26 protein-coding genes are annotated in these 24,677 nt (G+C 37.7%); 8 read left to right on the top strand and 18 right to left on the bottom strand.

Features of this window, described 5'->3' with window-relative positions; translation table 11 throughout:
• Positions 1-13: 13 nt before the first annotated feature.
• The 6 genes from R7P80_RS02035 to R7P80_RS02010 form a co-directional block, all read right to left on the bottom strand.
• The gene (locus R7P80_RS02035; RefSeq protein WP_045592874.1) at positions 14-1,384 is read right to left on the bottom strand and encodes a glutathionylspermidine synthase family protein; all 1,371 of its coding nucleotides are present in this window, start codon (positions 1,382-1,384) and stop codon (positions 14-16) included.
• A gap of 1 nt (position 1,385) precedes the next feature.
• The gene (locus R7P80_RS02030; RefSeq protein WP_318096641.1) at positions 1,386-2,129 is read right to left on the bottom strand and encodes a hypothetical protein; all 744 of its coding nucleotides are present in this window, start codon (positions 2,127-2,129) and stop codon (positions 1,386-1,388) included.
• A 130-nt stretch (positions 2,130-2,259) separates the two neighbouring features.
• Complete coding sequence (locus R7P80_RS02025) at positions 2,260-2,517, bottom strand: hypothetical protein (protein WP_045592869.1); 258 nt, start codon at positions 2,515-2,517, stop codon at positions 2,260-2,262.
• Between the two features lie 98 nt (positions 2,518-2,615).
• Entirely contained in the window at positions 2,616-3,131 is a 516-nt protein-coding gene (locus R7P80_RS02020) for a hypothetical protein (RefSeq protein ID WP_116921209.1), read from the bottom strand.
• Positions 3,132-3,198: 67 nt separating this feature from the next.
• Complete coding sequence (locus R7P80_RS02015; RefSeq protein WP_207802503.1) at positions 3,199-3,723, bottom strand: phosphatase; 525 nt, start codon at positions 3,721-3,723, stop codon at positions 3,199-3,201.
• A gap of 40 nt (positions 3,724-3,763) precedes the next feature.
• Positions 3,764-5,785, bottom strand: coding sequence for an ATP-dependent helicase (locus tag R7P80_RS02010; protein ID WP_020332355.1), 2,022 nt, complete (start codon positions 5,783-5,785; stop codon positions 3,764-3,766).
• Positions 5,786-5,920: 135 nt separating this feature from the next.
• On the opposite strand from R7P80_RS02010, the gene R7P80_RS02005 reads away from it, so the two are divergent.
• Positions 5,921-6,940 carry a hypothetical protein gene (locus tag R7P80_RS02005; RefSeq protein WP_133297328.1) on the top strand — a complete coding sequence of 340 codons (1,020 nt, stop codon included), beginning with the start codon at positions 5,921-5,923 and terminating at the stop codon, positions 6,938-6,940.
• A 63-nt stretch (positions 6,941-7,003) separates the two neighbouring features.
• On the top strand, positions 7,004-8,365 hold the full coding sequence (locus R7P80_RS02000) for a hypothetical protein (RefSeq protein WP_116921212.1): 1,362 nt from the start codon (positions 7,004-7,006) through the stop codon (positions 8,363-8,365).
• Between the two features lie 34 nt (positions 8,366-8,399).
• On the opposite strand, the gene R7P80_RS01995 is transcribed toward R7P80_RS02000, so the two are convergent.
• Together R7P80_RS01995 and R7P80_RS01990 are read right to left on the bottom strand one after the other, a co-directional pair.
• Complete coding sequence (locus R7P80_RS01995) at positions 8,400-9,614, bottom strand: IscS subfamily cysteine desulfurase (RefSeq protein ID WP_116921253.1); 1,215 nt, start codon at positions 9,612-9,614, stop codon at positions 8,400-8,402.
• 101 nt (positions 9,615-9,715) lie between these two features.
• A complete protein-coding gene (locus R7P80_RS01990; protein WP_229623825.1) occupies positions 9,716-10,036 on the bottom strand; it encodes a hypothetical protein in 321 nt (106 codons plus the stop codon).
• A gap of 306 nt (positions 10,037-10,342) precedes the next feature.
• On the opposite strand from R7P80_RS01990, the gene R7P80_RS01985 reads away from it, so the two are divergent.
• Entirely contained in the window at positions 10,343-10,945 is a 603-nt protein-coding gene (locus tag R7P80_RS01985; protein ID WP_053318381.1) for an outer membrane beta-barrel protein, read from the top strand.
• Positions 10,946-11,001: 56 nt separating this feature from the next.
• The gene (locus tag R7P80_RS01980; protein ID WP_318096640.1) at positions 11,002-11,772 is read left to right on the top strand and encodes a hypothetical protein; all 771 of its coding nucleotides are present in this window, start codon (positions 11,002-11,004) and stop codon (positions 11,770-11,772) included.
• Here R7P80_RS01980 and R7P80_RS01975 read toward each other — a convergent pair.
• A complete protein-coding gene (locus tag R7P80_RS01975; protein ID WP_118895301.1) occupies positions 11,702-13,117 on the bottom strand; it encodes a hypothetical protein in 1,416 nt (471 codons plus the stop codon). The two genes, R7P80_RS01980 and R7P80_RS01975, sit on opposite strands and share 71 nt — an antisense overlap.
• Positions 13,118-13,403: 286 nt before the next feature.
• Between R7P80_RS01975 and R7P80_RS01970 the strand changes: the two genes are divergently transcribed.
• Both R7P80_RS01970 and R7P80_RS01965 read left to right on the top strand, forming a co-directional pair.
• Positions 13,404-13,967: a hypothetical protein gene (locus R7P80_RS01970; protein WP_256430258.1), complete on the top strand. Its 564-nt coding sequence runs from the start codon at positions 13,404-13,406 to the stop codon at positions 13,965-13,967.
• Between the two features lie 13 nt (positions 13,968-13,980).
• Entirely contained in the window at positions 13,981-14,931 is a 951-nt protein-coding gene (locus tag R7P80_RS01965) for a hypothetical protein (protein ID WP_256430257.1), read from the top strand.
• A gap of 39 nt (positions 14,932-14,970) precedes the next feature.
• On the opposite strand, the gene R7P80_RS01960 is transcribed toward R7P80_RS01965, so the two are convergent.
• The 4 genes from R7P80_RS01960 to R7P80_RS01945 form a co-directional block, all read right to left on the bottom strand.
• Positions 14,971-15,156 (bottom strand): hypothetical protein, encoded by a 186-nt coding sequence (locus R7P80_RS01960; RefSeq protein ID WP_045592844.1) that lies wholly within the window; start codon positions 15,154-15,156, stop codon positions 14,971-14,973.
• A 44-nt stretch (positions 15,157-15,200) separates the two neighbouring features.
• Positions 15,201-15,620, bottom strand: a complete 420-nt coding sequence (locus tag R7P80_RS01955) for a hypothetical protein (RefSeq protein WP_038129995.1) — start codon at positions 15,618-15,620, stop codon at positions 15,201-15,203.
• 2 nt (positions 15,621-15,622) lie between these two features.
• A complete protein-coding gene (locus R7P80_RS01950; RefSeq protein ID WP_048515871.1) occupies positions 15,623-16,183 on the bottom strand; it encodes a 3'-5' exonuclease in 561 nt (186 codons plus the stop codon).
• Between the two features lie 78 nt (positions 16,184-16,261).
• Positions 16,262-17,551 carry a WGR domain-containing protein gene (locus tag R7P80_RS01945; RefSeq protein WP_045592842.1) on the bottom strand — a complete coding sequence of 430 codons (1,290 nt, stop codon included), beginning with the start codon at positions 17,549-17,551 and terminating at the stop codon, positions 16,262-16,264.
• 206 nt (positions 17,552-17,757) lie between these two features.
• On the opposite strand from R7P80_RS01945, the gene R7P80_RS01940 reads away from it, so the two are divergent.
• Positions 17,758-18,111 (top strand): hypothetical protein, encoded by a 354-nt coding sequence (locus R7P80_RS01940; RefSeq protein ID WP_133297330.1) that lies wholly within the window; start codon positions 17,758-17,760, stop codon positions 18,109-18,111.
• A 99-nt stretch (positions 18,112-18,210) separates the two neighbouring features.
• Positions 18,211-18,549: a hypothetical protein gene (locus R7P80_RS01935; protein ID WP_045592839.1), complete on the top strand. Its 339-nt coding sequence runs from the start codon at positions 18,211-18,213 to the stop codon at positions 18,547-18,549.
• Between the two features lie 19 nt (positions 18,550-18,568).
• Here the strand turns inward: R7P80_RS01935 and R7P80_RS01930 are convergent, their stop codons facing one another.
• From R7P80_RS01930 to R7P80_RS01910, 5 genes are all read right to left on the bottom strand, one after another.
• A complete protein-coding gene (locus R7P80_RS01930) occupies positions 18,569-20,401 on the bottom strand; it encodes a DEAD/DEAH box helicase (protein ID WP_305887264.1) in 1,833 nt (610 codons plus the stop codon).
• A gap of 65 nt (positions 20,402-20,466) precedes the next feature.
• A complete protein-coding gene (locus R7P80_RS01925) occupies positions 20,467-22,827 on the bottom strand; it encodes a hypothetical protein (RefSeq protein ID WP_318096639.1) in 2,361 nt (786 codons plus the stop codon).
• Positions 22,828-22,842: 15 nt separating this feature from the next.
• Positions 22,843-23,559 carry a hypothetical protein gene (locus R7P80_RS01920; protein ID WP_045592834.1) on the bottom strand — a complete coding sequence of 239 codons (717 nt, stop codon included), beginning with the start codon at positions 23,557-23,559 and terminating at the stop codon, positions 22,843-22,845.
• Positions 23,556-24,059 carry a hypothetical protein gene (locus R7P80_RS01915; protein ID WP_045592833.1) on the bottom strand — a complete coding sequence of 168 codons (504 nt, stop codon included), beginning with the start codon at positions 24,057-24,059 and terminating at the stop codon, positions 23,556-23,558. Before R7P80_RS01915 ends, R7P80_RS01920 begins: the two co-directional genes overlap by 4 nt.
• A gap of 71 nt (positions 24,060-24,130) precedes the next feature.
• Complete coding sequence (locus tag R7P80_RS01910; RefSeq protein WP_318096638.1) at positions 24,131-24,625, bottom strand: DUF4402 domain-containing protein; 495 nt, start codon at positions 24,623-24,625, stop codon at positions 24,131-24,133.
• Positions 24,626-24,677: the final 52 nt, after the last annotated feature.

The raw sequence follows: 24,677 nt of genomic DNA, 5'->3' as shown, positions 1-24,677 counted from the left end.
CGGCAGGTTGTTTCTATGCAGATAGAGCTTTGAGGTTTTCTTCACCAACTATTTCTTCAATTTCTATATCACCAAACAGATGGGGAATGTATTTTTCGTTAACAATGGAGTTGATGTCATCATCAAATTCCCTGAATGATATGTTAACGCCTTCCATTGTCAGCTTATCATCAATTGAGGGGTCTGGAGCCATCCAAACACCTAAGATAGCCATTGGCTCATTTGGAGCTATTGAGCCAGACATGCAAAGTCTCTGGTCAACAGTTTCGGTATTTGCATAAAATCCTTCTGTCTTAGTGACAAGATTGGATGACTTGTAGATTTCGATGTTATTACTTAATCTACCGTTCAGAGGTTTTCGACAAAAATCTTTCATGCTGTGAGAATCAGTAGTTAGACGTGTCTCAAGCAACAAACCTGACACATCTGAATACTTCTTTCTGAACTCCGTTTCATTAGAAAACTCTTCAGAATTCATTACATCCCATACCCAAGCCCAGATTCCTTTATTAGAAATAAAATAACGCCAAGCAGGTTCATAAAACTTCACGCTATCTTTCCATTTACGCCAGGTTCTGAATGTTTCTGGTGAACCATCCACCATATCTTCCCAAGGCTGCAAAATAAAGATATGTGATAACTCCTTACCATAAGCGTTGAAAGGATTGCTAAGAGAACAGTCATCAAAACCTAAATCGCTTATTTGACCAATGACGGTTTTATCTTGTCCAAATTCACTATGAAAAAGCTCAAAGAAGTACTCTGCCGTTAATGAATCCTCGATATACGCCATATCAGCAAATACACCAACACCCTTAACTTTCTCTTTCTTTAGGTGATTACTGATAAACCCCTTCATGTACTCATAGTGAAGATTGACCTGAGAATCGGGTTGTCCTATTTTCCTCGAAAATAGGTCTTGTACATAAACGGACTCATGGATCATTACAGGTGTGTCACCATTAAATTCGTAAAATCCTTTAATCTTGCCATTTTCATAGTCATATGGAATGTCGAATCGACCATATAACGCTACATGATCATTTTCATACGTCCAAGCAGCATAATCTAAGAAGTTTTTGTACTTAGCTTCATTGAAGATTTCTCCGAAATACTTGGATACTTTATCCTTATGTCTTTCAAATAAGATCTCTAAGGAGTCAACGATCAGACCGTACATTTTTGGCGCTTGATCAAGAATATCTTCAATTTCCTTTTTTGAAAGATTGTAGAACCTAATTTGATCGTTTTCGATTGGATATGAGAACTGATCATAAAGATCGTGCTCATAGCCGCTAGCAATCAGCATCGTGGCTGTAATTGGACACAACTCATAAAGCTCATCTTCGGTGGACTTTAGAGGTAATCGTAGTAATTTAGACATTTTAGCTACCCTTACCGTATGCTGATGCTCTTGCTGTTGATTTGAAAAATGCAGCTCTATTCGATGAAAGCTTCTGTGAAGCTACCGATTTAACCTTGTTCTGATAAGCAGCATTGTTCGAGTAGTAAGCTGAACCATTACTATGCATGAGATAATGTAATCCGCCATTGTATGAACCAGAATGATGATATTCGGCATTATCATTTACAAGAATTCCGTTCATATCAGCCAAACGTGTCACCTTTGTTTCTTCGGCATATATCATTCGACCATCTATGATTTTCTTGTAAATTGGTGATTGTGTTTTATCATCCATTTCAACAAACTTTTTCATCTCATCACTTAATGGACTAATCTCTTTTAGACTCTTTGTTGTGTATTTATACAAAGTAAGGATGGACTTATTGTTCTTATGAAATGCAACAACTAGCGCTCTGTTACCGTTTTTATCAACGCCCCAATAGGAAAGGTAGTAATCTTTAACGTTGTTTCTTGCAATTTGATTAAACTGAGTAACAAATTCCTTGTCTAGTGACATGATTTCAGACTTTGCTTTTTTTAAATCATAATCAAATTTACGCTCAAACTCCTTCTCCTTTTTAAGCTTTTCAGAAAAACTATCTATCGCCGCTATAGAGCCAACAACAACGGCTGTCGCTACACCGCCTAAAAATAGCGTTTTGCCAAAACCACCACCCTCTTTTCTTTTTGAAGGGTGTGAAGAACTATACTTATGCCTTTTCATCGTAAGATCCTTTTATTATTACTTTATTTATTTGGTTTATTAATTAATTTCGATGATTATAAGTTAGTCTTTAGGTAAAGTTCAACCCTTTGTGGTTTTATATGTTAAATAAAAAGCCGCTAGTGCGGCTTTATGAAAGAAGAGTCTTGTAGTAAGACCTAAGCTTTTTAAGTGTGATGTCTGGATTGTCTGTTTGAAACCATACTTTACCAACACCTGTGGTACATATGGAATAGTTTTCATCCAGTACTGTGTAAACATAGTCTCTGTCACCAACCTTCATTATGAAGCTTGGTTTGCTGTTTGGGTGTTGTATTTGATACCAAGTCCATTTTGAGTAACCCTCGTCCATAAGGAAGTTTTCAATTTTGATTCGATTGTCTAGCATGAATATGAACAGTGGGTATGAATATCGAGAGGCGCGGATTATTACATTTATATTCAGATTAGTCCACTATGTGGAAAGTTTCATAAAAAAAGGAGGCGCTAAGGCACCTCCAATAGTTCAAATGATTTTATTGCTACCTTTTTACCGCTAAGTAATTGGTATTCCTTTTCACGATCCCCGTAAAGAAAATCGATGCGTGATCTTAATGTTTCTTCCCAATTGATAATCTCACGATCATATTCAATTGTGATTAACACTTCAAAATCACCATCCCTTTTTTTTACGCACGGTGTAGTTTGAGGGTTAGAACTCCAGAATATACCAAATTCATCCTGTAGCTTGAGCTTGTCTGGTGAATTTGTATACACGCTTCTATAGAGATAGTCTGGATCTTCCTCTTGGATATCTCGGAAAATCTCATTTGCTTTTTGCTTAAGGTAATTGCGAATCTCTTGCTTTCGGAGCTTAGAGTCTCCGATAAAGTCAGTCAATTCTTGATCTTCAAAATACTCATAAATTGAGCTTCCATGATGCGACCATTTACCTGTTGTTGAGATTTCGTCAATTACTTCGTTTGACAGTAGATATTCTAAAAAATCATTAAGTGTTTTCATAAACATTCCTCCGTATGGGGAATGTTTATCCAGGTCTATATTTATTAAAAATGTAAGCGTTCATGATTTAGATGCAACCTAACTCTTTCAATTTAGCTTCATCTTTTGGGATGTAGTAAATGGTAAGATCGCTGGCTTTAAATGCTTCTTTAATGATTTTCTCTATCACTATCCAATCACCGTTAGCCCATCCAGCGCCAATCAAAGGGATGCCGATTTTCTTACCTTCGAAATCCTTACTGATTTGTAGTAATGCTTTTCTGATTGCTCTGTAATCGGCTAAGACATATCCCCTACCACCCTTCACTTTTGGTTCATTGTTTCTCCTGGCAATGAAGTGGTATTGGGTGTAGGCGTTTACAACAACTTTTCCGTTTACTTCACAGTGTGTGTACGAGCCTAGCTTTTTCTTGTCACCAACAGTTGTTTTTTTGTCAGCGTCAAGTGCTTCTGGAACTCTCTCAAGTACCTGTTCTGCTAGACCCCTGCCAAAGCTGCAAAAGCAGTTGCAACCTTGCACAAGTACGTCTATTTCATCCTTGATAAGCAATGCATCCAGAATGTCTTTTTTCACATATTTTAGTTTCTGCATGGTATTTTATTCTCTTTATTAATATGGATAACGGTCTAATTCAATAACCTTTGTATGTTTTTCCTTGTGCGTAAATTTTGTATTTACCATCAGAAACCTTAAGCGCATCAAAGTTTAGTTCTTCTAGGAAGTAACTAGAATCATCATCAACTCTCCAGTCTGCCTTGCAGCCAGGTAGAATCGATGCCATGACCCCATCAGCTACTGTTGCGAGATGAACTTCTTTCATTCCACGCGTCATGCCAACATAGAAAAGTCTACGCTCAGTTTCATAGTCTGTTCTAACGTCTTTCTTTTCATAAGGCCATACGTTTTGAACAACTTCTGGCATATACACAACAGGCCACTCAAGCCCTTTGGCTTTGTGTACGCTGCTTATCACGATACCTTTAACACTATCGCTTGATGACTGTACTCTGTAACGCATTTCAGACAACGATTTGTAGCAATCTTTAGCTGAAGTTTTGTCATTTTCAATGTATTCCAATATTGCCATGTATCTGTCAATCGCTTCTTCCTGAGAGGAAGCAGTAATTGAAGCGTAACGTATTCCGTCTACAAGCTTTGTGTCTTTTGCATACTCCCGCAAGATACTAGAAGCTGTTGTATTTGGGTTATTGCATTTTATCGATAACTGTTTAAAAGTTTTAATCAAATCTAGCAGCTTAATCCGCATGTAGCTGTGAATTTTTTCATCAATCAGAAGCTGACAGAATCTTTCAAAGTTTATGTTTGGCATATCCTCAGCTTTCTTGAGAGCTTTTTCATAAACTTGAGCTTCAATAGATAACGCTGGAAACTTAAGAATATCTTGATACAGTCTAAGTCTAGCTTTGTGCTCTAACGCCATGTCTTCATGTGCGACTTTTGCAAATACCGCTGTAGCACCACGAAACTCTCTTGAGTTTAGACATGTATTATCTGATGTGATCTTGTATGGTATATCGCTTTTAATAAGCTCTAGTTCGAGCTTAACTGCGTTAGAATATACACGCACAAGAGCAGCAATATCTTGGTACTCATACCCTTCTTTTATTTTTTCATTGATTAAATCAATAAAATCACGACCAAAGTTGTTACTAAGTCGAAGGAAAACCTTGGTTCCTTCATCGAAAGCAGAGACGCACTCAGAATCAAATCGCTCTTTGTTGTTCTGAATCAGATTATTCGAAAGATCTGCTAATGCACTTGAGTAACGGTATGTTTGAGGCAGATTGTAAAATGTATGCTTAGGATAATTCATCTTAAACTCATTAAGCATAATACTTGGGTCAGCGCCAGCGAAAGTAAAGATAGATTGGTCAACATCACCACATGCTATTAGATTACCTTCAGTACCAACAATGTAATCGAGTAACTGGCTTTGCGCCCTGTTGCTATCTTGATATTCATCTACAATTACAAACTTCTTCTTGTTCGAAATCCATGCTGCCCAAATGGGGTTTGCCTTCAAAAACAGTACAAGATCGTAAATCAAATCAGAGAAGTATCTCACTCTCTTTTGTTTTCGCTCTTCTTCAAAGACATCAAAGGCATCCACAAAAAATCTGAACTCTTTCTTGATATCAAAAGCGTCAAATGCTTCGTCTGGTGGCAGTAACTCAGCCTTTACGTAATCTACAAAACTTAAGAATTCGTCAGCAGCTTTACTTGACTTACCTTGAAGCTCTTTAAACTTCTTCTCGTCACATGACTTTCTCAAAGCTTTTAATGCTGCCAATTCACGAGCTTTTTCAAACGTTATTAGTTTATGAGGTGGTATCACCCCTTTTTTCTCAAGAGCTTGAAGTGTTCTGAAGCATAGAGAGTGATAAGTTCTAATTGTTGGAATATCACCTTTGTAGCCATACTCTGCCGACAATGAAGCTAACTTTTCTGCAAAATGCTCACTTGCATCTTTACCGAACATTAAAATCAGCATATCTTTATCTGAAAAACCATCTTTGAACATACAGTGAATTGTATGCGCTAAAGTTGTTGTTTTACCAGAACCTGGAGCAGCACTTATGAGCGCGTGTCCATCTCTATGTTTAGTTACTTTTGATTGATTGTTCGATAACATTTCGTTCGTTCTTTGGTATACGTTATTACCCATTAAATTACATCATAAAGCCTTCATAATCAATTGTTTTTTATATGGCATATTAATTGTGCGTGTGATATATTTTACAAAACTTAAAACAATAAAATTATCAATATGAAAATTTCAAGAATAACACTATTAGCCCTAGCCAGCTTTGCTTCAGTCACCAATGCCCAAAGCGAAGTTGAGATTGAAAAGAGCTACCCATCACCTGCCAACATGCTATCGTCACTGATTGTTTCTCCATACTCATTTAATAGTCAGCATCTTAATAAAATGATCTTCTTCAGAGGTGGTGAATCAATGTTCTCCTGTGACCATAGCGATAAGGGGAAGCTCGTATTTGCAGATGTCGAAGGTGGTAAAGTTAATACTTTCTCAGGATATGACTTACCATCACCTAAAGCCGCAGTAGAAATGGAGCCAGATCTCTATTACACACAGGTAAAAGACATCATGTCTAAGATGAAGATTAATAACTGCATAGATGTTAATTTGGCACCAATCATTGATTTTGGTTACGGGAATAGAAGCTATTTTCAAAATGATAAAATTTATCAAAAGCATATTGATGCATTTGTAAAAGCAAATAAAGATTCTGGTGTTAAAATTACATATAAACACTACCCTCCCAATAAATTTGTTGAATTGACAGATGAAGAATCGAAAAGCTTTAATGAAGCTAAGAAGAAATGGGCTAAGAATCCAGAAAACCTCAGCATGGGATACTCTGAGGTTGAGTATGGGAAATACATTACAGGTGAATTTGAGTCAGAATCTTCAGAAATGCTTAATCATATCTCTAAAAGATTTGATAGCTCAGATTTGATTATGTTGGACAACAACCTTTATGTTGAATCAGGGTTCACACCTTATGTTGCTTCAGAGTTACCTCAGAAAGACCATTTTTTGAAGTCATTTCCAGGTCTTGTTATTACTGATGATCTTTATCAACTAAACCTTGATAATATTGATGTTGTTAACGTGTTTAAGAATTCCGATTTATTTATTATCACCTCTTTAGAAGATACGAAAAAATTTCATAAGCTTATGATTCACGCGATGGCATATGATCGTGATTTAATTGTTCAACTCAAGAAAAAGTACGACAGAGTACAAGAGAGATTGAATTGATATTCACCTGCTTTATGCAGGTGTTTATTTCTGATACAATTAAAGAAAAGTGGAATCAATTTTATGAAAGTTTGGATTAGAGAAGCCTTAGTTCCTAAGCTTCTTAAAAATGCAGATAAGCTAATTAAAAGAGCGAATAAAATCGGCGCTGAACCCATTACTATTACGCCGACTGGTGAAACTAAACTTGACTACTCCGCCTTTAAGCGTGGAAGTCTTAGTAATGGTTGGGATGATGATGTAAAGTTTGCGCGAATCAATGGTAGACCATTTGTTGGTATTCCATATATTGAAATGGAAATCGAAGGAATCATGCCTGTTATTCAAGGCTGGGAATTCTTTGCCAAGATCAACCATATGGGTAAAGATAAAGAAAACGGTGAATATTTGAATATTGTTGAAACTTCACCATTTATTGGTCAACAGGCTGAATTCGAATCAAGCATTCAGGAACATCAAGGATGCGCACCCAATTGTCAACATTGTGATACGGTGAGAAGAAGAAGTACCACCTTCCTCTTACGCAACATAGAAACCAAAGAAATCAAACAAGTAGGTAGTACTTGTGTGGACGATTTCCTTGATGATGATACTTTGTCTAAAGCCCTATTCCACTTTAACCTAAATAAGTTTTTCGATGAGATCGATGAATATGAAGGAGACTATGATTATGGTCGTGGTCAATATAGATATCATATCGAGCCTGTAATGGCATTAGCTTGTTATTTTATTAAGGAATATGGTTTTGCAAAATCTGATGAGGAACCGTCAACAAAACAAAGAGTAATGAATCACTTGATGCGTTCAGGTAAGAACTTTGATGATGAAGCTCTTAAAATTCTTTATCATTACGCGGCAGAAATTGAAAACCAATATTTGAATGATGCTAAGGAAATTATTCAGGAAACTTTGAATAACCCTTCTAAAAATAACTACATCCACAATTCAAAAGTGATCATGAAAACAGGGTATGTGGATATTATGACAGGTAGCGCGTTAGGCATTGCTGTATCACTGCCAAAAGACTTTTATACGAATAAGGCAAAAGCCGACCTAACCTTCAAAGAAGAATTCTTTGGCAATGAAAAAGACCGTGGAGTCTTAAAGCTTAAATTGCTTGAGAAGTATGATAGGTATGATACTGCGTACCCATATACCTCTTACTCATTTGTTGATGATAGCGGATTAAGATTCTCTGCTAAATCCTATTTCCAGTCTTACATTGAAATGGATATAGGTAAAACATACACAATGAAAGCAACGGTTAAGGGACATTACACGCACGATGACGGAAGAAAGTCTACGAATATAACCAGGATTAGTGAGTTGGAAGAAGTGTCACCAGATATTCCGACACCAGAGTTTAAGGCTCCTAAAAAAACCAGAGCCAAAAAGAAAACTGCTGATGCTGGTTTAGGCATGTAAAGATAAAGGCTGAGATTATTCTCAGCCCTTTTATTTAGTGATTAACCCATTCAACTGATTTTAGGTCAACACCATCTAAGTACATATCCCACAAAGGCGATAGCTCTCTTAATCTTTTAACAGCAGTTTTTATTGTTTTAATTAATTCATCTATGTCGCTGTCGCTTGTTTCTCGTCCAAAGCTAAATCTTATTGAACTATGTGCAACTTCATCATCCAAGCCAAGCGCCCTTAATACATATGATGGTTCCAGTGATGCCGATGTACATGCGGATCCACTAGACACTGCGAACTTGTCAATTGCCATTAGTAATGACTCCCCTTCAACAAATGGGAAGCTTATATTAATGATATTAGGCAAATAGTATTTACTTGAACCGTTGACCTGAATAGGTTCTATGTCGCTGATTCCAGTCAATAGTTTATGTCTTAATCTCAGATACTTGTTTCTATCCTCAAATATCCGTTCGTAGGCGATTTTGGAGGCGACAGCAAACCCTGCTATTTGATGCGTTGGAAGCGTTCCAGAGCGCATTCCTCGCTCATGACCACCACCAAGCATTTGAGGCTTTATTCTAATGCGAGGTTTTCTACCTACATAGAGAGCACCAATTCCTTTGGGTCCATAAATTTTATGAGCTGAAATAGAGAGAAGGTCAATTTTTAGCTTTTCAACATCGATGAGTAATTTTCCATATGCCTGAACTGCGTCAACATGAAAAATCACTCCTTCAGATCTCGTTAGAACTCCAATCCTTTCAATATCGTTTATAGTCCCAATTTCATTGTTTGCAAACATAATGGAAACCAAGATTGTATCAGGTCGGATATGGTCTTGTACGCGCTCTACCGTTACTCGACCATCTTTGTCTGGTTCGATATATGTCACTTCAAAACCATCAGCTTCTAGCTGACGACATGTGTCTAGAACGCTTTTATGCTCTATCTTGCTTGTGATTATGTGCTTACCTTTCTTTTGATAAAACTGTGCAGCGCCACGAATTGCTAAGTTATTTGCTTCTGTAGCACCTGAAGTCCAAACGATGCTTCGAGGATCGGTGTGAAGGGATTTTGCTATTTGTAATCTTGATTCTTCAATTACTTTTTCTGCATTCCAGCCAAAATCATGGCTTCTTGAGGCTGGATTTCCGAAGTTATCAGAGTATCCTAAGTGCTTGACCATCTCTTCGATAACTTCTGGTGCTACAGGAGTAGTTGCAGCATAATCTAGGTATATTCTTTTATTAATATTCATAAACTTACCTTTAATACTTGACTATTTTAGTCGGTCATTTTTTGGAAGTATAACGAATATTAATCTCAAAAAAAAGCGGGAATTCCCCGCTATTTTTATCCGAGTTTGGAAAGCTGCTCTTTTAGCATTTTTTCAGGATCGTACTTATCCTGGCTTTTCTCACTTGCGCATGTTGTAGAAGGTTCAGGATGCTCTACATTACCTAAAGCCATTTCTTTTAATCGCTTATCGTAGGCAGATTCAATTTCAAGCTCTATACGAAACCTAGTTCCAGAGTCGAAATCCTTATGGTCTTTTACAGCATCAATTGCGCCTTCAACCATTTTTTCAAGCGTATCTTCTTGCTTAGCCCTACGAAATTTCATCAGGTAATCATTCATGTGATGACCTTCAGGTATATCTCTACGGATTGCCATATTATTCCATTTTATCAAAGCCTTTGGCTGGGGTTTTAGTATGGCATAGATGCCATACATGAACAATGGTTTGATTGTCTCTATTGATCTTTTTGCAGATCGACAGTTGACATAACATTGTGATTACATCAAAATCTGTTTTCGAAAATAAAGTGAATGCAAAATCTGATGTTTTAACGACATTTTTTATGTGGCTCTCAATGTTTTACTGAGCATAAGCTCTTACTAATTTTGTTGACTTGATCTTGTAATTCACTCAAAATCAAAGCTTAAATAAATCTAAAATTAACAATAAAAGGTTCTTTTATGAAAAAAGTATTTCTAGCAGCAGCTCTTGCTATGGTTAGTGCAACTTCTATGGCAGCAAGTCTTGGTTATGATAGCGTTTACGCGAAAGCTGGTACAATCAATGCAGATGGTGCAGATCCAACAGCGATTACTATTGGTCTGTCAAAAGAGCTTGCTCATAACTTTTACGGTATTGCTGAGTACACAAATGTAGATTTCGATAGCCTGAAAGGTCTTGATAAGTCTGATAGCTACCAGCTTGGTCTTGGCTACCATACTCGCATCCATCAGAACATCGATCTTTACACTCAAGCGGGTATCTTCAATGAAACTATTGATGAACTAAAATACGATGAAGACCTTGGCTTTGCTCGCGTAGGTTTGAAAATCATTGCCGCTGAGCATCTGAATTTTGACGTATCCTACGGTAGCACTTTCGGATCAGATTATGCAGAGAAGAAAGATCTTACTGCAAAAATGGAATACTTCGTGTCGAATGAATTTGCGTTTGGTGTTGAGTACAGCCACCAAGAATACCTAACCGACTACGGTCTATTCCATGCTGACGGTTCGGATGACGCAACAGGCAAGGTTTCATTCGTAGCAAGCTACAACTTCTAAGTCTGTTTAACCTAATGGAGGGGATTAATCCCCTCTATTTTTATCAAGTATAAAAAATGAGCGCCGATACTTCTTTTATTTTAAACTCTTCCATTCTCCTAGCTTCAGCTAGTCTTGTCGTTGTTACGATTGGGTCTTCTGTTTATTTATCCAAAAGACAAGAAAAATCTAAGCAAGTAGACTCTCGTGTTAGAGATATTAATCTAAAAGTTAATAATCTTATGCGGTCATTGACAGAAGCTAAAGCGATTGGTTTCGGCACTGTGCCTGAGATTGCCATTTATGCTCGTATGATTCTTCTCCTAGAAGAATCCATTTCTCTTAAAAGCAATAAGGAGCTTGAGAAAGAGGTGGATTTGATGCGACATAAAATAGCTGAGTTATCCTCTAACTTTCAAAGAACCAAGATCCGACAGTTCAAAGACCCAATGCAGCTATCTAAGGTTGAGAAGACCATTACGGTTGTAAAACAGTGGATTGCTCAAGCTTTTGCTAAAGGATTTGTGGCAGTAAATCAATTCCATGAAGAGATGGATAATCTCGAAGACTCTAAAGTTACGATCCGTGCATTTCTAATGATCAGCCTTACTAAAAAGCTGCATCAGGCAAAAGCGTTTAATGCTGAAATGCAAGCTATGAAAACTAAAGAGTTTATCGAGATGAATGACTTTTTGCGTAAAGAGTTGTTTCTTACTAGCATCAATAAAATCTTAAGTAAAATTGAGAAAGAAAAGCTAGAACTTGAGCAAGAACGCTCTAAGACCACTGAAATCCATGATCCTCTTGCAAACTTTGAACGAACTTTGAAGTCAAAAGATCATCTTTAATCATCCATTCTTGAGTTGAAGGCTCGTATTTTCTACTGTTTGGATCAACGTTCTTCTTAATTAAGTCCACCAGCATTGGAGAATACGGGAATTTAACATAGACGTTATCCCCTTCTCTACGCAAAGACTTTAGATTTTGTGTTTTGTTCGCATCTTTTTTAGGTGCGGATTTTCCAGAGCTTCCATCAGCTACAATATCTTTGTTTAACAGATTGTTCTTGAGTTCGACTATATCCTTATCCCTCAGATCGCAATTGATACTCTGCATAAACGAATATATGCTTCTAAGCCCCTTCTCGCTGAAAACAGCAAATGTATAGGTGTTACCATCTCTTTTCATTGACAAGCCCTTTCCTGGAGCTTTAGGGATGGATAAATACTGCTTTTCGTCAGTGATGGTGACGGTTTTCCCTGACACTGTCTTATTGAAGTAATCAGGTTTAACCATCTTAGGTTTAGCTATGTCCATGAATTGTCTCAGGTTGACAGGCTCACCATCAACTTTGAGCTTAAACTTAAGTGCATTAGCCAATGTTATTATGACTCTATAATCTGAAAGGAAAGCCATTTGTGCAACAGCCTTATTCTCGTCTTTAATGTATTCGTATCGAGTAAGCTTCTTTGCTTCCTTGTAAGAGTTTCTCGCTTTGATTTCTAAAGTGACAGGTTCAGAATCTTCAGAAGTATTGAGGAAAATGACATCTCTCTCATCGAATCCTGAGCGTAGTAAGTCATTTAGGGTCAACTCTCCTTCAAATCCTTCACGCAAACGGTTATATGCGCCTTTACAAAAATGGAGGTTATCTAGCCCAATAAGCTTCTTAGCAATGTACTCAAAGCCCCTACAGTACGTATTTTTGACTATCCATTTTGTATTGGTTTCGCCTTCAACTTTTTCTGCGTTAAGGAACTTGAATGCATCATCGACATTTGGGGAGTATTTGATGTCGTTGTATACCAGGATGAATGCATCTTCACTGAATAGCACCAAGTGCTTTTCATTGATTCTTTCTCGCAGCTTATCTCGAACATCCATAAGCACTTTTGGGATGTCTTCTTTCTTCACGCCTTTGAGTTTCTCTTTGTAAAGTTCGCTTATGCTGGTCTTGAAGATGCTTTCTAGCTGAGTTTGATATTTGAAAAGGATTGCCCAGCAAAAGGCGTAGTCAAGCTCAGTCCACTCATCCAATGGTAGTGCCGCAAGATGATGCCCCTTTCTAGCGTCAGGTTTATTGAAGCCCAAACCATCTTTTTTTGCTGCCATGTCGCAAACAGAAGATAGTTGATTAACAGCTATACCGATAAGTTCCTGCTCGGTTTTGTTAAAGAGGCTTGAGCTTTCCATGTTGCATTCCTAAATCAGGAGTTATTCTTCATCTACAATTTCATTTTCAAATATATCAGGATTACTTTCTACATTGATCTCAGGTAGATCTTGTTCATTGTTATCGTAGGACTCATTCAAGGCATTGTTATTCATAACTTTTTCCAAATTTATTATATTTAATATTAAAAATTTTGTCTATTTTACAACCATACGAGCATAAATAAAACAAATAAAATTGATCTTTACTTACAAATTAGTATACTCCCTGAAAAATATTAAAAACATAAAAAAAAGAAGAATAATAATGAAACAAAATATTGAATCAGCCTACTACTCTCTTGCAGGCGGTATAAAGATTGGTAATGGTTTGAGTTGCAGGTTATTGAAAGAAACTGATCCTGATATACAAAATTCAATGCTTGTAAATTCCGTCATTACCACATCAAAATACTCTCATATCCCTGTCTCTTTATCATCGGATGATGGTTTATTTTGGCAACCTTGCATCATGCTATACAAAGATAATTCCCCAATTGGATATATGGTATTCACCTTCAATTGGGGTTCAGAGTATATGGATGAGGGGTATTACCAACAAAAGCTAACTTTTGAGCTTAACTACATCTACATCCTTCCAGATCATCGAGGACAGTCGTTTTTTAGTGCATTTATTGATTCGTTCTTAGACTGCTTCCTTGAAGACTTACACAATGATCTCATTTGCTCAAGATTCTTTAATGTCCAGCTTGCATATCACGCAGAATACGCATCAAAGGAAGGGAGACACATTGGTTCTCGCTTCGTAGAAGCGTTTGAAGACTTCTGTGCTGATCATGACTATGAATTTTTAGATATTACCGACTGTTAAAAGGATATTTATAATGCTTAATAAATTTTTCTCATCCAAAAGTGATTGCGAGCAGCCAACGATAGATTTTGGAATTTGTAGGTACGATACGATTCGAAAGCGTTCATTATATGATTCATTGTTTTGTAAGAAATCAAAAACTTGGAAGTTGCCAATAAGATTGTTTGATCGTGGTTTATTTATTATCGGTGATAGCTGGGGAAACTCTGGTCGGGTAACGTTTACTAATGCTTACGCAAAAACCTTGCTTGATTATGGAGCGAGAGTTATCTATATCACTGAATCATTATCAGGACTAAACAGTGATTCGAAAGGTAATGAAATATTAGAGAATATGCATGAGCAAATTGGATTCAAAAATCTTCAACATGACGAGGTTTTGATATCTGAGCTTTCTGGTGAATTCGATCCAAAAACCTTTGATAAGGGTGTAAAGTTATCTATCATAAAAACTAATCCAGGATGGCAATATAAAGACGATATGGCAAAGGGGTTATACAACACTAAACTTATATCGCTTTTAAATAAGATTGCAGAGTCTGGTATAGCAAGCCATGATACACCATTAAACAAACGTGAAGTCGTTGTGATACTTGAAGAATCGCAACCCTTAAATGAATCAACCAGAGATGAGCTTGAGAAAGCAATGTGCTGGCTTAAAGGAAAGGGTTTTGGATTAGTTGTATCTACAGATGACACAAGAAGATACAGGGGAATCGTTAACTCTTTCGGTCACTATGCACTTTTTAGGATGGATGACCCTTATGAAGAAATGTGTTCTCATAACTTTCTAAGGCGTGATAATAGTCATTCTTGTTCTGGATTGAATCAGTATGTTACACGTATTGATAGTCGCGATATTAAGAGCCTTAGAAAACATGACTGTTTTTTTGTTTCAAGATTAAAAGACAACACTGATGTGAATATGTTCTTTGTAATGCTTGATAGTGACAAGCTTTCATGATTATAAAAAGCGCTATAACATATTATAGCGCTTTAGTGTTCAACCAAATTCTGTATCATAGATGACTTGGTTCGCAAACTCATGTGCAGCTTCTGGCTCTAAGCCCTTGCCTATTGCCCATCCTAATGCAAGTGAATACCAATCTTGGCTTTCTGATGGGTCTATCTCTTCCGCTTTGTCATAGACTTCATCGAGATATACTTCTAAAAGTGCTTCTTTATCCATGATTATTTCCTTTTTATTGTTAATTGTATGGAATTTCTCTGTTTTTACTTATTGGAATCAAGACCAACTTCAAACTTCTTATCTACAGCGCCAGGTATTGTTTCCCTGTCTGTGCGACAGATGCGGTAGTAATTATTACCGTTTGCATTATCCGTGATAACGCCTTTCTTATATGCCCACGGTGTTTTAGCAACCACGTAGCTGTTACAGAGGCTTTGTGGATCTTCTGACTCGCAGATGGTTTCACCATCATAAACGAATTTGTAGATTATCCTTGGCTCTTCACTACTTTGATCTAACCCTTGGTAGAAATAGCTATTATCATCAATCTTGCAATCCCAATTAAGCTCATCAACAGCCTCTTTGAAATCGGTATACTGGTCTTTTACAGGGCTTTCTGCGTAAGCGTTAATAGCAAAAGTTGCTGCTAGTATGGTGCTCAGCCTTAAAATGGTCTTTTTCATAATTACTCACTTTGTTGTTTGTTAATGTTGTTAGCGACACCAATAAGCTTTGTAAAGAGCTTAGCCGTGTTTTTCGCGTCCACTAATGCATCATGAGCCTTACCTTCAGGAGTAATGCCCCATTGCTTCAGTGCATCATTAAGCTTTATTTTTTGATTGGTTCCCATCAATGCTGAGTGAACCAAGCTTAAGTTTATAATTGATGTTGAAATTGGTACATCAATTCCTTTCAACTCGCACTCATTCTGAAACTGAAGGTTGTCTACCCCCCAAAAAACAAGTTTTTTATTCTTGATGCCATATTTGACTAATGTGTTCATCACCATGACTAGAGGACTAGCAGATTTAACTTGTTTTGGAGTTACGCCTGTAAGCTTTGTGCAGAATGCGCTTACTTGGTTAATGGTTGGCTTTACGAACAGCATCTTTTCAGACACAAGTGAACCTTGAGCGTTCAACTCAACAATTCCAATTTGAATGATCTCTGGCACATAGCCTTTTGGTGTGGTTTCTTCACAGGTCATCTCTAAATCAATGACTAAGTAGTTATCTTTATTGCTCACAATCCTGCCTTTATTAATTCTCTTTTCTATTAGCCTATATACTTAAAAAGGCTGGAAAAATCCAGCCTTTTTTATTTGTTAATTAAATTCAACCAAGTATTTTGGTCGGATTCGATTCAGGTCAAAAACAATCATTTCATTGTTCATTACTGAAGACTCACCTGCTTTCGCGAATACTGAGTCATGTCCGTCTTTGTGAAGGCTAGAGTCTGAATATTCAGGGACAAAGTACTCACCCATCGCTACATCACATAGGAACATGTAGCATGTGTACTCTTTCTTGCCTGACCAGAAGCCTGCTGAGTAGTTCAATGACTTAGTTGAGTTATTAGAGAAGTACACACCATTACCAAACATGCGCCCTACTACGTGACCCGCAGTCTCTGGTGGGATAATAAGACCATTCTTAAGAATAGATACCACGTTACCAGCACGAGTACCATGCCATAGCGTCCAAACGTTTTTCTGCTCAGACATTTTATTTTCTTCAAAGCCTTTCGTCATATGGTCAATAGTAACTTCGAAAACGCGCTTAACACGCATGTTTGAAGAGCTGTGGTATGACGATTGATTTGATTGGTAAATTTTCTTAATTTCATCGATTACAGTCTGATCTTCAACAAGATTAACTGAACAACCAAACAGTTCAGGTGTTGGTTGATTCTCGCGTTTTTCTTTTACTTCTTTCAGTAATTGCTCGTTGATTTCATCAAGCTGCTCTACTGAGCTTCTAAGGTCGGCAATGATACCAAATTGCTTATCGATTTTTTCTTCTGTATCGAAGAACGTTTCAATAGCGAGTTTTGATTTAGCCTTTTGAGGAATAAGCATTAGGTAATCACAAAACATCGTTCTTACGCTATCTGAGCTAAAATCACCTTTCTTGAAGAATGGCACCATTTCATTTAGAAGCTTTTCCGCTTCATCAATAATGTGTGCATCTACGAAACCAAGTGGCGTTTTAAATAGCCCTAGCTCATCATCGAATTCAATTTCAGTGTTAGACACGATGTTGTGGATGTTCTTCTCGATTAGCTGATCGATAAGTTCAAAAATGACAGACTCGTTATTTGTGCGGATTTGCTCGCGAGCAGCTTTGCGAATAATGTCATTTGGCTTGAAGTTGCTTTGTACTAGATGTGCCTGGTCAATGACTTGCAGTTCGCGATACCCATCACGGATTTTAGAGCGTTTTTTCTTTTCCAACTCTCTTTCCGCAGAGCATTCAGACCCCATCATTTTGGGATGTTGAATCTGACCTCTCGTACCTACTCGTCCATTATGAACACAAAAACTGGAGCCTTCAGTCCAAGCTTTCCAGAATTTGTTGTTGTTATTATCGAGATCAGTTTTAACAAGTACTATCATCTTTAATTCCAATTTTATTTATTAATTAATTGCTTACTTTTGCCGCTGTGGGCTTTATTAGTAGCGAATTATATTTTATTTGTCATTTAAATACAACCGTTCAAACTGGCTCAATCTCACAAAAACTCTTGCTGACCAAGTTGTTAGTTGTTATGATTTAGAAAAATACTAAACAATAAATTAATAAAATAAATAATAAAGGTGTTATGATGAAAGGTATCCCATATTCTGTTGTGGCAGCATCCACAATAGCCATTTCACAGCTTGCTCATGCAGGTGTGAAGGTAGATAATGATTACAATAAAGAGCAAGTTGATGATTTGATGGTTAATGATATCATTGGCGCATTAAATGCAACTGAATCCGAATCTGAATTCTTTATCGATAGAGATATTGCGGAAATGTTCGCGGTTGATGGTAAGATTGAAGGGCTTGACATAGAAGCGTTTCTCGCTAATAATCAATTTGAAGCAACAGCAGGAAGCACAGCTCAATGTTGTCATTCGAACTGCCATACGAACTGCCATAATAACTGTCACGGCAGTAGAAGTTGGCGATAATTCTTGTGGTTTTACAAGATTTCATTGTGAAGAACAAAAAATAAAAAAGGTCACTTCAGAAGTGACCTTTTTTTATTCTTATTAATAAAGGTAGTCAATGTGAATAAAGAAACTGTCCAATACAAGCCTTTTAATACAGAAGAGGTAAAAGATATACTTGTACCCTCTTCAACCATTAATCCATTCCCTTTACTTACTACGATTGATATGAGGAGATTGTTGTCACGCTTTGTACCACCAGCATTTTCTGAAGGTGTAAGATTTATTGATCCCAAGGCAGACCCTTCACTCTATGAGCGGCTTTTCTTAATTAAAGAACTCTACGAGAAACGAACACCTTACAAGGCGTGGTATATCAATCTGAAAAAGGGGGAAATGTTGCCTAGAGGCAAGCGATTCAGAGCCATTCACAACAAGTTTAAAGCGGTAAAAGAATAAAGGGAGCCAGGCTCCCTTTTTATAGTCCACCACCCAAGAATTTCTTGAGTAAAGATTCCCTTCTTTGCTTTTTGTCTTCCTCTTCCTGTTTGATTGCATTACTGAAGCTGTTCACTTTATTGATGAAATCTTCTGGGTAGTCTTCGGTATCAACTTCATTGCGCTCCAAATACTCCACAAAAGTTTCATCACTAACAACCTCTTTCCATTTGTAGGTAATGTCATCATAAATGAATGTCATATTGGTAATATTACCATTCTTAAAACTCACCTCAGGAATGATGTTGTTCGCTTTAAGCATCTGGGTGTATTTTATCAAACCGACCTGTAGACCAATTTCAGTTCTTCTTACTGCTTCTTTGATAAAGTGGATCCCTAAAGCTTTTCTTTCTTTTGGGTGCTCAATCGCGATATTGCTAAGTTCTTCCTCAGCATCACGAATATCTTTAGCAAGCTTTTCCCGTATCGAGTCAAGGTTGTACTTCTCTTTTAAGATTGGGATCATTTCAAGCATTTCGTACCCAATTTGTTTAGAGAAATTGACAGCTTCCTCATTATACAAAACCAAGGTTTCATCTAGTGGCGCAGCCAGGTATAAACCATCAGCTTTAGTCATCCTTGATAGACCCACATAGGCTTGTCCACAACCAAATGTGCCTTGCGTTAAGTCTAGAATGGCTTTATCAAGCGTTTGCCCTTGTGACTTATGTATGGTGATTGCGTATGCCAACTTAAGCGGGATTTGCTTCAAACTACCGTCTTCTTTTGGCTTAACAACTTCCTCATCGGTTTCTTCGCTTTTACCCACAGTGTATTTGAGCTGTTTCCATACATGCTCAGTGACTTTTACGTCTCCACCTCTATCCAACCTGACTCTTACGTAATTCTGCCCTAGCTCAATAACCTCGCCTAAATCACCATTGACGTAGGAACCTGTCTTGTTGGCAATAGCCATTACGCGAGACCCGACTTTAAGCTCTAGTTCTTTCTCAGCGATACAATCCTTAGGATTAATGTTCCCTTTAACAACAGCAGTATAAACCCTTGTAAAGCCAGCAACAGAATCAAGACCATCCCCATTATATTTATTCACCTGCGCATTTGTCGTACACAGCCGTAACGTTCCTGGAGGTGGTGGATTCTTGTTTGTAATTTGATTTATTGTATTCAGAGAGCGTTCAATCTCATGCCCCATACGGATGTTTCTTAGGGACTTAATGTAATATGAGTCAGAAGTACGCTCTGAACTGATTAGACTTAGACAAACGAATTTACCTGTCAGCCATGCATCAGCATTAAATGCGTACACATTCTTACCGTAGCGCTCTTGCAGCGCCTTTCTTTCCTCGTAAGTTTTCACTATAGGTTCAAGCTGACAGAAATCCCCAACTAAGATGATCTGGCACCCTCCGAAAGGCTTTTTGCTCTTGTTTAGCTTTCTTAAGACAACATCGATGTTATCAAAGACATCTGCTCTAACCATTGAAATTTCATCAATCAGAATGTACTTAACCTTTTTTAAGAGTTGAATCTTCTCTTTTTTAATCTTCTTAATGAAATCAATTGGGTCGATGTACCCAGTATGAAATGAGAAGAACGAATGTATTGTTTGTCCTCCTACATTCAAGGCAGACATGCCAGTAGGTCCCAAGACCACAAGGTTTGGGATGGATTTTTTTATTGTCTCTGATAGATACGATTTACCACAGCCTGCCGAGCCAGTGATGAATACATTCTTACCAGATGAAACAACCTGAAATATGAGCTGTTGAATGTCGTTTAAAGAAAGTTGCGCTTGTAGCGCATCAATTTTTCTTATTAGACGCTCTCTTTTTGCAGAATTCGTCAACATAGTATTTATTCATTTATTTTAATAGCATCAAAGATTAGCATTTCTGCGAAATTTTGTATAGATCATCAAAGTTTTACGTCAGATTCCCAATAGTCATCTGTTACAGTGAATTTTGTTTCTTTTACTAATTTACCATCACTGTATGCTTTAACTACGTAACTAGTGCCTGACGATAATTTTTCAAATAGAAAGAATCCGTCTTCATCAACATTGGCTTTTACAGTCTTATTGCCAGATATGAATTCTACTTCATCAGCAATCACATCAACAATGTATCCATCCACACCAACAACAGGAAGCAGCAAGAAATCAACTCGTGTAACTGTCGCGGGACGCGACTGAACATACACCTCATTCTCTTTAGGGGTCATGTTTACGTCTAGTCCAGACTCATCGATAAACACCTTTACTTCATCATCTGAGGGGATCCTTTCAAAAACATAGTGTCCATTGCTGTCTGAAACGGTTTTGTAGTTTGAAGCATAGAGAGTAATGCCCTCTACAGGCACTCTCTTGCCATCTTGCATGTAGTAAAGGATCCCTTCTATTTTGGCATTGCCAAAAGCATCTTTACTCTTATGCTTTACGTCCTGACTTGGCTTAATGGTTGTTGATAGTGAAAGAGATGCAAAAACAGCATCGTTACTAAATCCAAGTTCACCTGTTAGGTATGGCGTAAAATTCCAATCTGCTGATAAGCGGTAATCGATCTTCTCATCTGAGATTTTAAGCCTGGCGTTAATAAAGTTGTTTCTGTGGTCATTGGTCATATAGCCAATTTTACCAGTATACATATACCGAAACGCGGCAGTCAGGTTTTTGTTGGTTTCACTGTAATTGTAAGCAAGATCCAAGCTGCCTTCATCGCCAAGATTGTAGTTTAATCCAAGATTGTGATTCGTGCGGACAATGTCTTCTGACTCCACAGAGAATTCATACTTAAGCGTTGCTCTGTTGTTGAACTTGTATCGATTAATCGTATCGAATTCATAAGATTCTTCTTTTAGTGTAAAAGTGTTTTCCTGATGGTATTTACTTAAACCCCAGTTCTGTGTGAGCTTTAAGTAACTATCATCAAATGCGTCTTCTTCATTAACATCCAAAAGTTCTACGTAAAATGGAGATGATTTAAAATAGTTGAAGTACCCTTTCAATAGGAACTTGTCAGAAGAGATGTTTGCTTGAGTCATGAGCCAAGGTGATGGTTGCCAACCTGCGTGAGCAACATAATCACTGCCTTGGTCAGAATTGAGTAGAGTTACACCTGCTGTTATACCATCTGAAAGCCCGAAACTATTCTTCAAAGCAAAGTTATTGCCTTCGAAATCTGCAAATAGCTCATAGTCCCATTCCCCTTTAGATAGTAATGATCCGCGCTCACCATTAACCTGTATGGTGCGCTCAACATACGTACCCTCTTTAGAAAGGATTCTTAAAGTGATGTTGTCACCGATAGATGCCGATATCCCTTTTTCCTGAATTCGACCAGCATTGTCTGCGTGAACTGTTTTGAGGTAGAAACCGTTTCTGAAAATATCGACTTCAGAGTCCACACCAACATACTCATCCAAATCAAAAGTATTCAAGCTCTCACTTAGCTCGATCTTGTCGATATAAATTGACGCATTGGTTGCCTGTAATGAGGTTAATGGTATGGAAGGGCTTCTGCCTTTACCATATGAGGTGTAATCAAATACCCGACCATTTGGCTTCTCATAGTTCCAATCGAACGAACTAGCGCCATCTACGACCTGTAAGCTGCCAAATAGAGAGCCTTTTTCAACATCCATGACAAACTCAGAAGAAAATCCGTTAGAGAAACTTCCGTTGTCATATCTTGCTGAATATTCCAACATTAATTCCTTCTCTAGCTCACTAGGAGCAACGATTGCATCATGTTGCTCAGAAGCTTTTCGTTTTGCTTCTGAATTACTCATCATTTGAGTTCTTTGTTTTTGGATTTCATCTAGACGTTCTTTTTTAAGCTTAAATAGCGGCTGTAGAAACAGCTCGTATGATCTTAACGTCCACGTTGTGTTGTAAGGCAAGCATTTAGATATAGCATCAAATCTAAACCAGTATTGTTCACCTTCCACAAGAAAATCGGATTCATCAAATCGACAAACAGAATCACCAAATTCATCGTAAGTTTCCATAGCATCAAAAGAGACGATTCTTTGGAATTCAGCATTTTCAATGATGCACATCTTAGATGATGGATTGCACTCAATATTAGTATCTGACCAGTCTGATAGATTTGATAGTGATACAAATGGATTTTCATCATAATCCATTTTCACATGATGGAATGTGTAGAGTTGCTTCTTGAAGAGAATATCAATATATGAATCATCAAGCTCTCCAGAACAGAGAGCTTGATTGTGGTATAAAAACAATGCGCTTACTAATACTAGTCGCTTTTTCATACCCGCGACCTGATGCTATAGAACCGTACAGGTTTTAGCTTTTGCTGGTGCGTCAACTGGCGTAAAGGTGACTTTGTCACCAGAAGCGAATCCTAGTGTTCTCTTGCTCTCTCGAAGAACGGTTGTGTTGCGAATTTCATCGCCCACTTTAAATTCACCATCAAGCTTATATGGGGAGTTGTTCTTAATTTCGATAGCGCCTTTGCCGCAGTTCATAGCGTAATCAGTGACAATGTCACCTTTTCTACCGTAAACAGCAATTGCAGTTTCAAACTTAATATCTAAGTTCATGTTTACGCCTTCAGTTTCTGTACCAACTGAAGCTTGAGCAGCGTTCTCTTTCATTTTTACAATGATGTGTGAACGGTAGTCGCCTGCATCTTCCTGCTTGGAAACGATTCGAACTTTTACGTCACGTCTTTGACCAGGCTTTAGGTTTAAAACTTTCGGAGCAACCCTAATGTCAGACTCAATATTTTCGATGTCAGCTACGCCATCTTTGATATGCTCACCTGCACGAAGACCTTCCTCGCCAATTTCCAAGTATTGTGGATCAATTTCGAGGCGGATTTGCTCACTACCCGTGTTAGTAACAATGAATGTTTTTGTTAGTGGCTTGTCGATGTCAAATTCTAAGCGTCCTGGAGCAACTAGAAAACTAGTGCTTGCTGATGCTGCCGCAGATGACAAAAGAAGCGCGGTTGCAATTAAGCTGCGTTTTATATTTCTCATAAAAATTCTACCCTAATCTCAGGTCTTGTAGCATAAAAATTCTTTTGATTTTTACTCTTTATTTTTACTGAAGCTCCAAGTCGAATATCTGACAAAGAGCCATATCTATTTAGTATTCCATATCCATCCCTGGTTACACTGCCTCCAAAGCGATAATTGAAAAGCATAACTTTATCACTTGGGTGACTAGGATAAGGGTAAGGAAACATAAATTTATTTTTATTTGAAACCTTCAACCGAAACCGCTGATATGGTCTTCCGCATGTTATGGAAAATATGGCAGCTCCAGAATCATCAGGTTGTATCGTAAGAACTTGGTTAAAACCTCCTACGCCATCGAAATGTATACCTTTTATACTATCAATGTCAAGATTATTCCTATTGCAATATGAATTACTTGGGTAATTTGGCGGATTGCATCCATGAGCTAATGAGCTTATAGGGAATGCCAGCGTAAATAGCCCTACAGCGCAAAACTTAGCCAAGTATTTATGTCTCATATTATGACTCCATTTTTTATAACGATAAAAAAACGCTCCACACTGGGAGCGTTTTCTTCGGAGATTATCTATTACAGATAAGTTAGGCGGAATGTTGCTGTACCACGGTACTCGCCAGCGATATCGTTAGCTTGTACGTGTGCCGTACCACCTACCCTAAGGTTAGATAAGTCACCAGAGCTACTGAACTGTGCATTACCACTTGCGTCCATGCTACCACCGTATGTGAATGTATCTACTGTGATTTTCTTGGCATCATCTGAACCATCACCAGTAGTCATCACAATGGATGATTCTACAACTTGACCTTTAACTTCCCAGTTTGCAGTACCGCGAGCAGTAAATACTGCTGCATCAACAGAAGTTGGTGCGGTCACTACATTCACGTTTTGATTTGCAAGAGTTGGTTCGAAATCCAAACCTTTAACTTCTGTCAGATCAATTGGAGCCAAAAGACTTAAAGTTGCGTCGAATGATTCATCTGCATTTGCATGGGCTGTTGCGGCAAACCCTGCAAACATTGATGTTAATGCAACGGATAATGCGATTTTTTTAAAGTTCTTCATAGCGTGCTACCTTTATTATTGTTTATTTGATATTATTTATTTCTTTTTTATT

The sequence above is a fragment of the Vibrio sp. 2092 genome (assembly GCF_033339635.1).
GTDB lineage: Bacteria > Pseudomonadota > Gammaproteobacteria > Enterobacterales > Vibrionaceae > Vibrio > Vibrio alginolyticus.
Note: the sequence above shows the minus strand (reverse complement) of the source record. Positions and strands in the feature narration are given on the sequence as shown.

Excerpts from the sequence above, each read along its gene's own strand:
- R7P80_RS02035 (WP_045592874.1), bottom strand. The coding sequence starts at position 1,384 with ATGTCTAAATTACTACGATTACCTCTAAAGTCCACCGAAGATGAGCTT.
- R7P80_RS02030 (WP_318096641.1), bottom strand. The coding sequence starts at position 2,129 with ATGAAAAGGCATAAGTATAGTTCTTCACACCCTTCAAAAAGAAAAGAG.
- R7P80_RS02025 (WP_045592869.1), bottom strand. The coding sequence starts at position 2,517 with ATGCTAGACAATCGAATCAAAATTGAAAACTTCCTTATGGACGAGGGT.
- R7P80_RS02020 (WP_116921209.1), bottom strand. The coding sequence starts at position 3,131 with ATGAAAACACTTAATGATTTTTTAGAATATCTACTGTCAAACGAAGTA.
- R7P80_RS02015 (WP_207802503.1), bottom strand. The coding sequence starts at position 3,723 with ATGCAGAAACTAAAATATGTGAAAAAAGACATTCTGGATGCATTGCTT.
- R7P80_RS02010 (WP_020332355.1), bottom strand. The coding sequence starts at position 5,785 with ATGTTATCGAACAATCAATCAAAAGTAACTAAACATAGAGATGGACAC.
- R7P80_RS02005 (WP_133297328.1), top strand. The coding sequence starts at position 5,921 with ATGAAAATTTCAAGAATAACACTATTAGCCCTAGCCAGCTTTGCTTCA.
- R7P80_RS02000 (WP_116921212.1), top strand. The coding sequence starts at position 7,004 with ATGAAAGTTTGGATTAGAGAAGCCTTAGTTCCTAAGCTTCTTAAAAAT.
- R7P80_RS01990 (WP_229623825.1), bottom strand. The coding sequence starts at position 10,036 with ATGGCAATCCGTAGAGATATACCTGAAGGTCATCACATGAATGATTAC.
- R7P80_RS01985 (WP_053318381.1), top strand. The coding sequence starts at position 10,343 with ATGAAAAAAGTATTTCTAGCAGCAGCTCTTGCTATGGTTAGTGCAACT.
- R7P80_RS01980 (WP_318096640.1), top strand. The coding sequence starts at position 11,002 with ATGAGCGCCGATACTTCTTTTATTTTAAACTCTTCCATTCTCCTAGCT.
- R7P80_RS01975 (WP_118895301.1), bottom strand. The coding sequence starts at position 13,117 with ATGGAAAGCTCAAGCCTCTTTAACAAAACCGAGCAGGAACTTATCGGT.
- R7P80_RS01970 (WP_256430258.1), top strand. The coding sequence starts at position 13,404 with ATGAAACAAAATATTGAATCAGCCTACTACTCTCTTGCAGGCGGTATA.
- R7P80_RS01965 (WP_256430257.1), top strand. The coding sequence starts at position 13,981 with ATGCTTAATAAATTTTTCTCATCCAAAAGTGATTGCGAGCAGCCAACG.
- R7P80_RS01960 (WP_045592844.1), bottom strand. The coding sequence starts at position 15,156 with ATGGATAAAGAAGCACTTTTAGAAGTATATCTCGATGAAGTCTATGAC.
- R7P80_RS01955 (WP_038129995.1), bottom strand. The coding sequence starts at position 15,620 with ATGAAAAAGACCATTTTAAGGCTGAGCACCATACTAGCAGCAACTTTT.
- R7P80_RS01945 (WP_045592842.1), bottom strand. The coding sequence starts at position 17,551 with ATGATAGTACTTGTTAAAACTGATCTCGATAATAACAACAACAAATTC.
- R7P80_RS01940 (WP_133297330.1), top strand. The coding sequence starts at position 17,758 with ATGATGAAAGGTATCCCATATTCTGTTGTGGCAGCATCCACAATAGCC.
- R7P80_RS01930 (WP_305887264.1), bottom strand. The coding sequence starts at position 20,401 with ATGTTGACGAATTCTGCAAAAAGAGAGCGTCTAATAAGAAAAATTGAT.
- R7P80_RS01925 (WP_318096639.1), bottom strand. The coding sequence starts at position 22,827 with ATGAAAAAGCGACTAGTATTAGTAAGCGCATTGTTTTTATACCACAAT.
- R7P80_RS01920 (WP_045592834.1), bottom strand. The coding sequence starts at position 23,559 with ATGAGAAATATAAAACGCAGCTTAATTGCAACCGCGCTTCTTTTGTCA.
- R7P80_RS01915 (WP_045592833.1), bottom strand. The coding sequence starts at position 24,059 with ATGAGACATAAATACTTGGCTAAGTTTTGCGCTGTAGGGCTATTTACG.
- R7P80_RS01910 (WP_318096638.1), bottom strand. The coding sequence starts at position 24,625 with ATGAAGAACTTTAAAAAAATCGCATTATCCGTTGCATTAACATCAATG.